The sequence below is a fragment of the Streptomyces sp. 135 genome (assembly GCF_020026305.1).
Classification (GTDB): domain Bacteria; phylum Actinomycetota; class Actinomycetes; order Streptomycetales; family Streptomycetaceae; genus Streptomyces.
In genome coordinates, this window is record NZ_CP075691.1 from 7,887,788 (window position 1) to 7,900,927 (window position 13,140).

The 13,140-nt window shown below is 71.0% G+C and carries 12 protein-coding genes; 5 read left to right on the forward strand and 7 right to left on the reverse strand.

The features are described 5' to 3' along the window. The first annotated feature begins 67 nt into the window (after positions 1 to 67). The 3 genes from KKZ08_RS35110 (at position 68) to KKZ08_RS35120 (ending at position 3,270) form a co-directional block, all read left to right on the forward strand. On the forward strand, positions 68 to 1,975 hold the full coding sequence (locus KKZ08_RS35110; RefSeq protein ID WP_223778270.1) for an ABC transporter ATP-binding protein: 1,908 nt from the start codon (positions 68 to 70) through the stop codon (positions 1,973 to 1,975). Between the two features lie 81 nt (positions 1,976 to 2,056). Next, complete coding sequence (locus tag KKZ08_RS35115; RefSeq protein ID WP_223778271.1) at positions 2,057 to 2,224, forward strand: hypothetical protein; 168 nt, start codon at positions 2,057 to 2,059, stop codon at positions 2,222 to 2,224. After that, positions 2,167 to 3,270, forward strand: coding sequence for a metallophosphoesterase (locus KKZ08_RS35120; protein ID WP_223778272.1), 1,104 nt, complete (start codon positions 2,167 to 2,169; stop codon positions 3,268 to 3,270). Before KKZ08_RS35115 ends, KKZ08_RS35120 begins: the two co-directional genes overlap by 58 nt. 40 nt (positions 3,271 to 3,310) lie before the next feature. On the opposite strand, the gene KKZ08_RS35125 is transcribed toward KKZ08_RS35120, so the two are convergent. Further along, the gene (locus KKZ08_RS35125; protein ID WP_223778273.1) at positions 3,311 to 4,360 is read right to left on the reverse strand and encodes a glucose 1-dehydrogenase; all 1,050 of its coding nucleotides are present in this window, start codon (positions 4,358 to 4,360) and stop codon (positions 3,311 to 3,313) included. A 164-nt stretch (positions 4,361 to 4,524) separates the two neighbouring features. Between KKZ08_RS35125 and KKZ08_RS35130 the strand changes: the two genes are divergently transcribed. Next, positions 4,525 to 5,445, forward strand: coding sequence for a hypothetical protein (locus KKZ08_RS35130; protein WP_223778274.1), 921 nt, complete (start codon positions 4,525 to 4,527; stop codon positions 5,443 to 5,445). Then, entirely contained in the window at positions 5,445 to 6,428 is a 984-nt protein-coding gene (locus tag KKZ08_RS35135; protein ID WP_223778275.1) for a Ku protein, read from the forward strand. Before KKZ08_RS35130 ends, KKZ08_RS35135 begins: the two co-directional genes overlap by 1 nt. Positions 6,429 to 6,521: 93 nt before the next feature. On the opposite strand, the gene KKZ08_RS35140 is transcribed toward KKZ08_RS35135, so the two are convergent. The 6 genes from KKZ08_RS35140 to KKZ08_RS35165 form a co-directional block, all read right to left on the reverse strand. Further along, positions 6,522 to 6,848, reverse strand: coding sequence for a plasmid stabilization protein (locus KKZ08_RS35140; RefSeq protein WP_223778276.1), 327 nt, complete (start codon positions 6,846 to 6,848; stop codon positions 6,522 to 6,524). A gap of 66 nt (positions 6,849 to 6,914) precedes the next feature. Then, a complete protein-coding gene (locus KKZ08_RS35145; protein ID WP_223778277.1) occupies positions 6,915 to 7,928 on the reverse strand; it encodes an SDR family NAD(P)-dependent oxidoreductase in 1,014 nt (337 codons plus the stop codon). Positions 7,929 to 7,988: 60 nt separating this feature from the next. Beyond that, the gene (locus KKZ08_RS35150; protein ID WP_223778278.1) at positions 7,989 to 9,173 is read right to left on the reverse strand and encodes an alcohol dehydrogenase catalytic domain-containing protein; all 1,185 of its coding nucleotides are present in this window, start codon (positions 9,171 to 9,173) and stop codon (positions 7,989 to 7,991) included. 468 nt (positions 9,174 to 9,641) lie between these two features. Beyond that, positions 9,642 to 9,815 (reverse strand): CsbD family protein, encoded by a 174-nt coding sequence (locus KKZ08_RS35155; protein ID WP_223778279.1) that lies wholly within the window; start codon positions 9,813 to 9,815, stop codon positions 9,642 to 9,644. 153 nt (positions 9,816 to 9,968) lie between these two features. Beyond that, a complete protein-coding gene (locus KKZ08_RS35160) occupies positions 9,969 to 10,934 on the reverse strand; it encodes a hypothetical protein (protein WP_223778280.1) in 966 nt (321 codons plus the stop codon). A 1,139-nt stretch (positions 10,935 to 12,073) separates the two neighbouring features. Beyond that, positions 12,074 to 13,081, reverse strand: a complete 1,008-nt coding sequence (locus tag KKZ08_RS35165) for a UDP-glucuronic acid decarboxylase family protein (protein WP_223779320.1) — start codon at positions 13,079 to 13,081, stop codon at positions 12,074 to 12,076. Positions 13,082 to 13,140 lie beyond the last annotated feature (59 nt).

Consider the following 13,140-nt stretch of genomic DNA (forward strand, 5'->3'; position numbering starts at 1 on the left):
CCACGAGATCCACGCGGGCGGGTGAACCCTTGACCTCAAGTTTGGTCGAGGTCTTAACGTTCTCCTCATGAGCATGGAAGTCACCGCCTGGAGTCAGCTGCACAGCGTCATGAACGCACAGCAGGACCGCCGCCCCTTCGCCCGCGCCACACTGCGCCGCATCGGCGCCTTCGCGCGGCCCCACCGCCGCCGTATCTGGTACTTCGTGCTGCTGAGCGTCATCACCGCGCTCCTGGCCGTGGCCACACCCGTCCTGGCCGGCGGAGTCGTCAACGCCATCGTCTCCGACGCCGACTCCTCGACCGTCGTGCGCTACGCCCTGCTGATCGCCGCCATCGCGCTCGCCGAGGCCGGCCTCGGCCTGCTGAGCCGCTGGCTTTCGGCGAACCTCGGGGAAGGCCTCATCCTCGACCTGCGCACCGCCGTCTTCGACCACGTCCAGCGCATGCCCGTCGCCTTCTTCACCCGCACCCGCACGGGCGCGCTGGTCAGCCGCCTGAACAACGACGTGATCGGCGCCCAGCGCGCCTTCAGCAACACGCTCTCCGGAGTCGTCGGCAACATCGTCACGCTGCTGCTCACACTCGCCGTCATGCTCACCCTCTCGTGGCAGATCACGCTGCTCGCGCTGGTGCTGCTGCCGGTGTTCGTCGTGCCCGCCCGCCGCATGGGGGCCCGCATGGCCAAGCTCCAGCGGGAGGCCGCGCACCACAACGCCGCCATGGGCACCCGGATGACCGAGCGCTTCTCGGCGCCCGGTGCCACCCTGATCAAGCTCTTCGGCAGGCCCGGCGACGAGTCCGCCGAGTTCGCCGCGCGGGCCCGCCGGGTGCGTGACATCGGCGTACGTACCGCCATGGCGCAGTCCGCGTTCATCACCGCGCTCACGCTGGTCTCAGCCCTCGCCCTCGCGCTCGTCTACGGCCTCGGCGGGTACTTCGCGCTGGAGGGCACCCTGGAGGCCGGTGCCATCGTCTCGCTCGCCCTGCTCCTGACCCGGCTGTACGCGCCGCTGACGTCCCTGGCCGGAGCGCGCGTCGAGGTGATGAGCGCGCTCGTCAGCTTCGAGCGGGTCTTCGAGGTCCTCGACCTGAAGCCGCTCATCGAGGAGAAGCCGGACGCCGTACCGGTCCCCGACGGGCCCGTGGCCGTCGAGTTCGACGACGTCCGCTTCGCCTACCCGGCGGCCGACAAGGTCTCCCTCGCCTCCCTCGAAGAGGTCGCCGCACTCGACACCCGCGGCGGCGACGAGGTCCTGCACGGACTGTCGTTCCGCGCCGAGCCCGGCCAGACCGTCGCCCTCGTCGGCTCCTCCGGAGCGGGCAAGTCGACCATCGCCCAACTGCTGCCGCGGCTGTACGACGCCGACGAGGGGACCGTGCGGATCGGCGGCGTCGACGTACGGGACCTGTCCGCCGCGTCCATGCGGGCCACTCTCGGCATGGTCACCCAGGACGGCCACCTCTTCCACGAGTCCGTCCGCGACAACCTGCTCCTCGCCCGGCCCGGCGCGAGCGAGGACGAACTGTGGGACGTGCTGCGCCGCGCCCGGCTCGAAGACCTCGTGCGCTCCCTGCCCGACGGCCTGGACACGGTGGTCGGCGAGCGCGGCTACCGGCTCTCCGGCGGCGAGCGGCAGCGGATGACCATCGCGCGACTGCTCCTCGCCCGCCAGCGGGTCGTCATCCTCGACGAGGCGACGGCCCACCTCGACAACACCTCCGAGGCCGCCGTCCAGGAGGCCCTCGCCGAGGCCCTCGCGGGACGCACCGCCGTGGTGATCGCCCACCGCCTGTCGACCGTGCGCTCCGCCGACCTCATCCTCGTCGTCGAGGCGGGCCGGATCGTGGAGCGCGGCACGCACGACGAACTGCTCGCGATGGACGGGCGGTACGCCGAGCTCTACCGGACGCAGTTCGCCAAGGGGACGGAAGGGACGGCCGAGGTGGAGTCCACGGACGCGGCCGCGGTCTGAGGCGTCGTCCGTGGCCGGACGTCCACCAGGAGTTCATCGATTCCCCACCAACCTCACGCCCCGCCGTGAGAGAAACCCCCCATGTGCGACGACGAGTTGATACCGCCGAGCGCGGACATGACGGAGGAGCAGTGGCTGCGGGCGGACCCGGCCCTCGCCGAAGGACCGGTGGGGGAGCGGGTCCGCGCCATGTGCGCGCCCCGGCGGCGGGCCGTCCTCGGCGGCGTGGTCGCGGGGCCGCGGCGCTGACGGTCCTGCCGGGCGGCGGGACGCGGGCCGCCGCGGCCGCACGCGACGGGAAGTTCCCGCTGCCGACCGCGCCGAACCGGTCCGGGGAGTACGCGGTGCTCCTCACCGGCGACGCCGGCACCGGTGAGGAGGCGCAGCACGCGGTGGCCGCCGCGGCGCGTGCGGTCTGCCGCGCCGAAGGGGTCTCTCTGGCGGTCGGCCTCGGCGACAACATCTACGAGAACGGCCCCGAGTCCGACCACGACTCGGAGTTCCGCACCAAGTTCGAGGAGCCCAACTCGGGACTGGACTTCCCGTGGTTGATGGCCCTCGGCAACCACGACTGCTCGGGGCTGATCCCGGGCAGCGGCGGCGACCCCTCGCGCGGCGACCGCGAGGTCTCGTACGCCAAGGGGTCGCCCCGCTGGTACATGCCGAGCCGCTACTACAACGTCGCGCTGCCCTCGGCCGACGGGGGCGATCCGCTGGTGGAGTTCTTCGCCATCGACACCAACCCCGTCTCCTCCTACGTCGCCCAACTCGACCCGCGTTACCGGTGGGACGGCCCCTACATGCGCGAGCAGTGCCGGTGGCTGGACGGCGCGCTCAAGGCGTCGCGGGCGCGCTGGAAGATCGTCCTCGGTCACCACCCCTACCTCAACAACGGCAAGCACGGCAGCGCCGGTTCGTACGACGGCTTCGTGATCGGCCACTACACCAGCGGCATCCACCTCAAGGAGCTGTACGAGGAGGTGGTGTGCGGCCGCGCCGACCTGATCCTGTCCGGGCACGACCACACGCTCCAGATCCTGGAGCCCACCACCCGCACCGGCGGCACGCGGCAGATCGTGTGCGGGGCCGCGGGCAAGGCCGGTGACGGCAGAGCCCATTTCGGCCACCCGGCGACCTGGCAGAACTTCTCCGACCACGGCTTCATGGTGCTGAAGGTGTCAGGGCGGGCGATGACCGTGGACGCGTATACGGTCGATGTCGCCACCCGCACGGCCCGCCTCGCCCGAAGCGTCCGCACGAAGAGCCCTGTCCGGTCGGCGGCCGCCCTTATGTGAGGGCGGTCTTACGTGAGGGTCGTCTTATGCGGGGGTCGTCTCACGTGAGGCTGATGACGACCTTGATGTCGTCGTCCTGCGGGGTGAAGGCCTCGGCGGCACGCTCCAGCGGTACGCGCCTGGTGATCATCCGTTCCAGCCAGGCGCGGTCCGCCTTGGCCAGGGCGTCGGCTCCCTTGCGGTAGTGGCGGAGGTTCGCGTTGACCGAGCCCACGACCACGTCGTTCTCCAGGACCAGGTCCCGGTTGATCGAGCCGGCGTCCACCGACAGCTTCCGCCCCGCGGGTGAGACGCCGGTCAGGCACACGACCCCGTACGTCGCGGTGCCCGCCATCGACGCGAAGACCAGGGAGCCCGCACCGGTGGCCTCGATGACCACGTCGGGTTCGATCGCCGAGGTCACGTCGCCGATGTCCGCGCTGTGGTACGTCGCGCCGAGGGCGGCGACCAGCTCCGGCTTCGGCCCCTCGGTGACCCGGTCGAGCACATGTACGTCCAGGCCGCGCTGCACGCCGAGCAGCGCGGCCAGCAGGCCGATCGGGCCCGCCCCGGTGACCAGCGCCCGCCGGGGCTCGAACCAGGCCCGGCCGCCGACCCGCTCCACCTGCTCCCACGCCTTGGCCACCACCGTGGTCGGCTCCAGCAGCATCCCCACCGACTCCAGGCCGGGGTCGAGGCGTACGGCGTAGTCGCTCTCCACCGTCCAGGATTGACTGGCGTAGCCGTGGCGCTCCTTGATGCCGCGCTCGGTGTAGCGGCCGTTGCGGCACATGTCGAACTCGCCGCGCGCACAGGCCCCGCACGGCTGCGGGTCCGGACGGCGCACCACCCCGACCACCAGGTCCCCGGCCGCGAACCCGCTGTCCCGCGGTGCCTCGCGGACCCGGCCCAGCGACTCGTGGCCGATGACGAGGCGGTCCTCGCCGGGCGGCGCCCACCCGTAATCGCCCGCGACGATCTCCTTGTCGGTGCCGCACACCCCGACCGCAAGCCCGTCCACCAGCAGCTCACCGTCGCCGGGGACCGGATCGGGTACGTCGCGCACCTCCAGGGAATCGGCGGACGACGGACGGACGGTGACGGCGCGCATACGTATCTCCCGGTCGTGCTGTGCCCCCCTCTGCTGTCGTTTCTCGCTTTTCACCGGATCAGCGGTCGAAACCGAACGGGGCGGGTTTCGGCTTCACCGACGACCCGGAACAATCACCCCATAACTACCCGTAAAAGGCATAAGGGGCAGGAGGGAGGGCGGCCGTGGACCTGGAGACCGTCACCGACGAGCTGTACGGGCTGCGGCCGGACGAGTTCACCGCCGCCCGGGACCAGCGTGCGGCACAGGCCCGTGAGAGCGGCGACCGCCCCCTGGCCGAGCGGATCAAGGCGCTGCGGCGCCCCAGCCTGGCCGCCTGGGCCAGCAACCTCCTCGTACGCGAGCAGCCCGACGAAGTGGAACCGCTCGTCCAACTGGGTGAAGGACTGCGCCAGGCGCACCGGGGCCTGGACGGCGAGCGGCTGCGCGAGCTGTCCCGTCAGCAGCACGCCCTGATCCACGCGCTGGCCCGGCAGGCCGGGCAGCTCGCCGACGAGGCCGGTCACCCGGTCGGCGAAGGCGCCCGGCGCGAGATCGAGGAGACCCTGCACGCGGTCCTCGCCGATGAGCGGGCCGCCCGGGACTGGGCCTCGGGACGCCTGACCAAGGCGCTCAGCGCGACCACCGGCTTCGATGTCGTCGCGGTCGCCGCCGACGCCGCGCCACCGCGCCGGGCCTCCGCCCCACGGGCCCCGGCGAAGTCGCCGCACTCCGAGCGGGACGCGCGGGCGCGGGAGCGGCGGCGGCAGAAGCTGGCCGAGGCCCGCCAGGACGCGGAGGACGCCGAGCGCCGGCTCCGGGACCGCGAGAAGGAGGCCGCGGCGGCCGACCGCGACGCGGAGCGGGCCGCGAAGCTGACGGAAGACCTCCGGCGGCGCCTCGAAGAACTCGCCCGGGAGCGCGAGAGCACCGAGGAGCGGCACCGGCACGCCCGCGCCGAGGAGCGTGAGGCGCGGGACCGGGCGCGGGCGGCCGAGCACGCCGTGCGCGAGGCCGCGGGCCGGGCCGGGACCGCCGCCGCCCTCGTCGAGCGGCTGACCGGCGAGACACGTGACCACCGGGGGACCGAAGGAGGCGATGGGTGATGGCGAGATCGATCTGGAGCGGCGTACTGACCTTCGGACTGGTCACGGTCCCCGTCGGCCTGTTCACGGCCACGGAGGACCACACCGTCCACTTCCACCAGCTCGAACGCGGCACCGGCGACCGTATCCGCTACAAGCGGATCAACGAACGCACCGGCGAAGAGGTCGACAGCCGCGACATCGTCAAGGGCTACGACCTCGGGGACGGCGAGTACGTCGTCATCGAGCCGGAGGAGCTGGACGAGATCGCCCCGGGCAAGTCGAAGGTCGTCGACATGGCCGGCTTCGTCGACCTCGGCCAGATCGAACCCGTCTACTTCGACCGGACCTACTACGTCGCGCCGCGCGGCAAGGAGTACCTCAAGGTGTACGAACTGCTGCGCGCCGCCTTGGAGCAGGCGAACAAGGCGGGCATCGCCACCTTCACGATGCGCGGCAAGCAGTACCTCACCGCTCTGCGCGCCCAGGAGAACGTCCTGGTGATGCACACCATGCGGTGGGCCGACGAGGTACGGGACCCCCGCGACGAGGTCGAGAACCTGCCCGACCGGCGCCAGAAGGTCACCTCGGGCGAGCTCAGGACCGCGCGACAGCTGATCGACGCGCTCACCGTCGACTGGAACCCCGAGGACTACCAGGACACCTTCGAGGAGCGCGTCAAGGAACTCGTCGAGGCCAAGCGCGAGGGCAAGGAGATCGTCGGCGAGGCCGGGCCGCCGGAGGCGACCAACGTCATCGACCTGATGTCGGCGCTGAAGCAGAGCGTCGAGCGCAACCGCGCCAAGGGCGGTACCGGGAAGAGCGCCACCAAGAAGGGCCGCAGCGAGCAGTCACAGGAGAGCGAGAGCGAGCAGGAGGACGTCTCCGCGCTCACCAAGAGCGAGCTGTACCGGCGCGCTACCGACGCGAAGATCCCGGGCCGCTCGAAGATGACCCGCGAGCAGCTGGTCGAGGCCCTCGGCAAGCAGCGGGCCGCGGCCTGAACACGGCGGTGGGGTTTCATGGCGGCGGACACCCGCCATGAAACCCCACAGGCAGCCACCGACAGCCGCAGACAGCCACCGACAGCCCTTCGCTCAGCGGCCGAGCGCCTTCTTCAGCTCCTGCTTGTTCATCGAGGAACGGCCGTCGATGTTCTTCTTCTTGGCCTCCTCGTAGAGCTGGTCCTTCGTGGGGCCCTCGGAGCCGCTGTGCGAGCGCTCGCCGCCGCGCTGCGACGCGGACTTCGGGTCCTTCGTCGACGTCCTGCTCGCCGTCTTCGACTCCCCGGAGCGGGCCCGCTCCTTGTTGACCGTACGGGCCGCCATCTCCTTGGCCCGGCCCTTGGAGGCTCCGCGCTCCTCGGCGCTCTCCTTGATGTGCTCGTACTGACGCTCACGCTTGTTGCTGGATCCAGCCGGCATGGTGACCTCGCTCTCTCTCGGGCATGTCGCCCAGTTCTTCCGGCCCCCCTGCGACGGGTGTTGGGCTCACCGTTCTGGGGTGTCCCGGTCCCGTTCGTTGTATGCGTCGGCGGCTCGTTCGTTCAGCGCGCTCCCGGCCCGCTGGACGCTCCGCGTCACCGGCCCCCGCGGCGGGTCGATGTCCTTGCCCTCGCGCATGCCGCGGGGGCGGACGGGCGCGCGGGGCAGCAGGCGCGCCGCGACCCCGCTCAGCCGGGTGGTGGTCGCGGGGGCGATCCCGTGCGCAAGATCGGCGGCGCGCGCCGCGGGCGTGAGGACCAGCCGGGCCCGGCGCCGGACGGTGGCGCGCACGATCCGCTCGGCGGCGCGCTGCGCGTTCATCGACACCAGCGGGGTGCCCGCCACCGTGGAGAACCACCCGTACTCCTGCCCCTGCGCGCCGCCGAACATGGCGTGCAGATGGGATCCCGTACGCATCAGGCCGGGGTACACGGCCGTGACGCTCACCTCGGTCCCGGAGGTCTCGGCGCGCAGCCCCTCGGCGAGGGTGCCGACCGCGGACTTGGCGCACGCGTACGGCAGCAGATGAGGGACGCCGAGGAGTCCGCCCACGGAGGAGATGAGCGCGAGGCGCCCGCCGCTCGCGCTCTCCTTGAGGTACGGAAGGGCTTCGAGCGACGTGTGCAGGGCCGCGTAGAAGATCGACCGCATCGCGTCGTCGAAGTCCGCCGCGTCCAGGGACTCCAGCGGCGCGACCTGGATGATGCCCGCGTTCGCGATGACGAGGTCGACGCCGCCGCAGGCGTCCTGGGTGGTGGTGAAGAGGTCCCGCACGTCCGCCCGCTCACGCAGGTCACAGACCGCCGTACGGACCGTCGCCGCAGGCTGCCGCTTGAGCAGCTTGGCGCGCGCCCGGTCGAGCTCCGCGCCGTCGCGCGCGGCGAGCGTGACGGCGCAGCCGCGGGCGGTCAGCCGGTCCGCCAGCAGGAGACCCAGCCCGCGGGACCCGCCGGCCACGACGGCCGAGCGCCCGCTGAGGTCGTCGGCGCCCCGGCCGGGGAGAGGTGATGCCTGGCCCACTGGGGCCTCCTTGGATCGCTCGGTTCGTACAAGCCGGTTGCCGGTCGGGCACGGGCGCGGTCAGGGCCGCAGGAGCGTCTTGATCATGTTGTCTTCCTTCGCCTGGAACGTCGCGTACGCCTTCGGGCCCTCCTCCAGGGGGAGGTGGTGGGTCGCGAAGCCGTCGACGCCGAGAGGGTCGTCGTCGGTCAGCAGCGGAAGGATGTCGTCGACCCAGCGCTTGACGTTGGCCTGGCCCATGCGCAGCTGGAGCTGCTTGTCGAACATCGTCAGGAGCGGCATCGGGTCGGCCGCCCCGCCGTACACGCCGGAGAGGGAGATCGTGCCGCCCCGGCGGACGATGTCGATCGCCGCGTACAGGGCGCCGAGACGGTCGACGCCCACCTTCCCCATGACCTTCGCGCCGACGGCGTCCGGCAGCATGCCCACACCCCACTGCGCGGCCTTGACCAGCGGCGCGCCATGGGCCTCCATGCCGACGGCGTCGATGACGGCGTCCGTGCCGCGCCCCTGCGTCAGGTCGCGCACCGCCTCACCGATGTCCTTGCCGTGGCGGCGCAGGTCCAGGGCCTTGACGCCGTCCCGCGCGGCTCGGCTCAGCCGCTCGGGGACCAGGTCGACGCCCACGACCAGACTGGCCCCGCGGTGCAGGGCGATACGGGCGGCCATCGCGCCGATCGGCCCGAGGCCCAGCACGGTCACGGTGCCGCCGGGCGGGATAGCGGCGTACTCCACGGCCTGCCAGGCGGTCGGCAGGACATCGGAGAGGTAGACGAACCGGTCGTCGGGCGGACCCTCGGGGACCTTGATCGGAAGGGTGTTGCCGAACGGCACGCGCAGCAGCTCCGCCTGGCCGCCGGGCACCTGCCCGTACAGCTTGGTGTAACCGAAGAGCGAGGCACCCGTGCCGTGCTCGCGGTTCTGCGTCGTCTCGCACTGGGAGTGCAGCCCCGCGTCGCACATGAAGCAGTCGCCGCACGACACGTTGAACGGCACGACGACGCGGTCGCCCACGGCCAGCTCCGTCACACCGGAGCCGATCTCCTCGACGATTCCCATGGCTTCGTGGCCGAGGATGTCACCGGCGTCCAGATAGGGGCCCATCACCTCGTACAGGTGCAGGTCGGATCCGCAGATGCCGGTGGAGGTGACGCGGATGACGATGTCGGTCGGTTCTTTCAGCACGGGGTCCGGTACGGTCTCGACCCGCACGTCGCGCCTGCCGTGCCACGTCAGTGCCCGCATGACTCTCTCCTCGTGGCAGCTGGTGATGGTGTTAGGGACCAGGAGGTCTACGGTGCGCGGGTTCCCCGGGCCGGTGGCGTCATGCGAGCACGACTGCGGCGATGCGGCGCGCGTACCTCGTCGTCCAGCAAACCCAGATCCGCGCGGGCCTGCCAACAGCAGCGGCGCGTTCGGGTGCCGTCACTCGCCGCCTGCAACTCGCCCAAAGAGGAGGGGTTGCACTCGGGGTACACCCGGCTCGCCAGATACAGGCCGGTGCCTGACCGTCCGCCGGTACGCCGGGTCGTCGGCGGCCACCGCCACCGCTTCCACCCGGTCAGCGCAGAACTCGCCGGAAAAGAGGGCCGACCCTGATTTCCCCAGTTCTTCACCACGGAATTCCCAGTGCGCCGACCCGTCCTACGACCCGCACGGCTCGGGCCCCGGGGAGGATTCCCCGGGGCCCGGACACGCGCGTGATGGATGGAGCTAGTGCTTGCCGATGTCCTTGGTCTTCTCCTTGGCCTGGCGAGCGTCGCCCTTCATCTGCTCCGCGCGGCCCTCGGCGGTCAGGCGCTCGTTGCCCACGGCTCGGCCCGCGGCCTCCTTGGCAGCGCCCTTGGCCTGCTCGGTCTTCGCCTTGGCCTTCTCGTCGGCGGTCATGTCCGCTCACGCTCCCTTGGCATCGACAACATCGTGTTCTGAGGTTCGTCTGGCCGCTCATCCACCGTCCAAACGTCCCCGTCACACATTGCGCCGACCGACCGCGTGGGCGGCTTCCCCGACCGGCCCGCTCTCGGGGAAGCCGCCCTGCCGTCACATGCCGTCGACAGCCCCGCCCGGGCCTTCCGCGCCCATCCCGCCGAACATTCCCGCCATCAGCTGCTCGACGTCCAGCTCGGTGGCGCCGACCGGGGCGGTCGGCTTGACGCCGTCCGTCATCCGTATGACCAGGCCGAGCTTCTTGACCTTGGTGTTCTCGGCGAGCTTGGCGAGGTCGAGACGGACCTCCTTCAGCTCCCCGTTCTTCAGCGTGATGTCCGCCTTGACCTTGCCGTCCGGGGCGTCCTTCAGCTCCTTGTCCGTCGGCAGCTTCTTCGCCAGCGGGCGCAGCTCGCCGACCAGTTCCGTGGCCAGGGTGCGGAAGGGTGCGGTGGCGGTGACGCGCTCGGTCCCGTCCCCGCTCCCGGCCGACTTCAACGTGACTTCACGGGCGACGACCTCGCGCACGGCCTTCATGAGCTTCTTCTGCGTCGCGGCGTCGAGGGTGGGCTGCGGCGAGGGCTCGGCCCCGGGCTCTGCGCCGTTCTCGGCGGCGAGCTCCTCCATCTGCTTGGTGTCGATCTTCACCCAATCGCCCTCGAGAACCTTCTTGAGCGCCCCGGCCTCCGGGGGCAGATCCGCCGCCTTCGGCAGGGGGGCGCCCATGGCCTTGCCGAGCGTGCTCGCGTCGGTGCGGAGGTACGTCTGGTCGCCGATGACCCGGTACTCGACCAGGCGCCCGTCCGGGCCGCTGACCTTCATGGCCATGCGGTCGAAGTCCTTCTCGCCGGACTTGCCGAACGGCTTCTTCGACTGCACGGTGACGCTGACCTTCGCGTCGCTGAGCAGCTGCGCGACCTCGTCCGGCATCTCCTCGCCGGGCTCCGGGGACGAGGAGCCGTCCATCGCCTTGAGCGACGCGGCGTCGGTGTCCAGGGAGAACTCGAAGGAGAGTGACTTCTCCTGGTTCAGCTTCTCGAAGGCCTCGTCGAGCTTCTGGCCGGCGGACAGCTGCTCCACGGTGCCGCAGGCGGCCGAACCGGCGAGAACCGCGCCGACGACTGCGGTGGCGGTCAGGGTCTTGCGTATGGCGATGATGATGGTCTCCTCGTGGTGTGCTCGGTCGGTAGACCCGCACCTGCCTCGAATGGTTGCCCTGTTCCTGACAGGAACTGGCGTGAGCCCTGAAATTCCTGGGGGACGCCACGTAGTCCCGCGCAAGAGTGACCGTGCGCGGTCAACTGAACGCATAGAGTGGTCCCAGGTGGGTGACGTCAGAGCCTGGTGGCTGTCCGCGGCCCGTAGCCAGTTCCCGGCATTGGCGGGACTCGCCTACCTGGATGCCGCCTGCGTCGGTTTGGCCCCCTGCGCGGCCGCGCGGGATGTGGGGCGGTAGTAGAGCGCGCACTGACGTGCCCTGCCGTCTCGGGTACCGCTCAGCACCAGGCGCTCGGCGCGCTGCGTGATCGGGCCCGAGGCCTGGTGGCGCGGCTGCTGGGCTGTACCGCCGACGACACGGCGCTATGGGCGGCTGGACGGACACCGCGCGACATATCGGTGATTCATGTCAATAACCCACTTGGGGTGAGGCGGGTTCCGCCTTTCGTGTGAGGGAATCGACGGCGTGTCGCTCGGTGCCGGCCGCGCGACTGAAGGAATGGCTGGGCCGGCTTCCACCGCTCGTGGTAATGCCTTCGCGCTGTGGTCGCTGGTTTGTGGTCCTTTCGCACTGCGAGGCGGCGTCCGCCGTTTCCGAGCACTATTTCCGCTCCTCGGCGTGCCAGGTTCTGCGGCATGACTCCGGGCGTCCCTGGCTGGCGGGTTGCTGGACTGCGGACGAAATGCAAGCGGTCGAGGTCGGTGAGGTTCGGCTGGCGGTATTCGGCGTGTGCAGTCTCGCCCCGGCGCAACTGGAGCACCGACTACGTGGCGTTCACGACGTCGGTGGTCCCGAAGCGACTTTGGCGGGCGGCAGCGGGAGCTTTCACGTGGTGGGCTCAGTGGCAGGACGGGTCTACGCGCGCGGAACAACGTCAGGGAACCGCCGCCTGTTCCATGCGACTGCTCACCGTCCCCGCGCCGAGCCCCCGCCGCTAGCGGGTGAGCTCGTCGCGTCTACCTTCTGAGAGGTCACGACGGTCGACCTGGCACATGCACGGTCAGTCGACTGCGCCGAGCCGCGCCGCCGCTCGCAGGTCCCTGAACGACGAGATGACCTCGGCCAGGCCTTGCCGCAGGGGCACCTCCGGCTGCCAGCCGAGCACCCGGCGGGCGAGGGCGATGTCCGGGCGACGCAGCCGCGGGTCGTCCTCCATGCCGGGCAGGAAGGTGATCTCCGACGTGGACCCGGTGAGGTCGCGTATCAGTTCGGCGACCTCCAGGACCGTCATCTCCACCGGGTTGCCGAGGTTCATCGGCCCCGGGTGGTCGCTTCCGACCGCGCGCAGGAGGGCCTCAACGGTGTCGGACACGTAGCACAGCGACCTCGTCTGCCGCCCCGATCCGTAGACGGTCAGCGGCTTGCCCTCCAAGGCCTGGACGACGAAGTTCGGCACCATGCGTCCGTCGTCGGGCTTCATGCGCGGCCCGTAGGTGTTGAACAGCCGCACGACGCACGCGTCGACGCCGTGCTCCCGGACGTACGCGGCCACCGCGGCCTCGCCGAACCGCTTGCTCTCGTCGTACACCGAGCGCGGGCCGAGCGGGTTCACGTTGCCCCAGTACGTCTCGTCCTGCGGGTGGACCAGCGGGTCCCCGTACACCTCGCTGGACGAGGCGTAGACGAGGCGCGCGGCCGTCCGCCTGGCCAGCTCCAGGGCGGCCAGCGTGCCGGCCGACCCCACGCGCAGCGTCTCCACGGGCAGGCGCAGGTAGTCCTGCGGGCTGGCCGGTGACGCGAGGTGGACGATCGCGTCCACCGGGCCGTCGATCTCGAGACCGGTGCAGATGTCCCGCTTCACCAGGCTGAAGCGGTCGTCCGACATCAGGTGGGCGATGTTGTCCGGGTTCCCGGTGGAGAAGTCGTCCACGCACACCACGGACGCGCCCTCGCGCAGCAGACGTTCACACAGATGCGACCCCAGAAAGCCGGCGCCGCCGGTCACCACCGCATTTCGCCGGTCGCCGCCCATGCCGCCTCCGCATCTCTCACCGTCACCGGTGTCCATATCCATGGGAAAGAAATCCGTGTGCACTGTCCTGGCGCATGAGTGGTGCACGGGCGCCG

What these genes read in the sequence shown, in the direction of transcription:
- KKZ08_RS35110 (WP_223778270.1), top strand. Translation starts at nt 68, where the DNA reads ATGAGCATGGAAGTCACCGCCTGGAGTCAGCTGCACAGCGTCATGAAC.
- KKZ08_RS35115 (WP_223778271.1), top strand. Translation starts at nt 2,057, where the DNA reads ATGTGCGACGACGAGTTGATACCGCCGAGCGCGGACATGACGGAGGAG.
- KKZ08_RS35125 (WP_223778273.1), bottom strand. Translation starts at nt 4,360, where the DNA reads ATGCGCGCCGTCACCGTCCGTCCGTCGTCCGCCGATTCCCTGGAGGTG.
- KKZ08_RS35135 (WP_223778275.1), top strand. Translation starts at nt 5,445, where the DNA reads ATGGCGAGATCGATCTGGAGCGGCGTACTGACCTTCGGACTGGTCACG.
- KKZ08_RS35140 (WP_223778276.1), bottom strand. Translation starts at nt 6,848, where the DNA reads ATGCCGGCTGGATCCAGCAACAAGCGTGAGCGTCAGTACGAGCACATC.
- KKZ08_RS35150 (WP_223778278.1), bottom strand. Translation starts at nt 9,173, where the DNA reads ATGCGGGCACTGACGTGGCACGGCAGGCGCGACGTGCGGGTCGAGACC.
- KKZ08_RS35155 (WP_223778279.1), bottom strand. Translation starts at nt 9,815, where the DNA reads ATGACCGCCGACGAGAAGGCCAAGGCGAAGACCGAGCAGGCCAAGGGC.
- KKZ08_RS35165 (WP_223779320.1), bottom strand. Translation starts at nt 13,081, where the DNA reads ATGGACACCGGTGACGGTGAGAGATGCGGAGGCGGCATGGGCGGCGAC.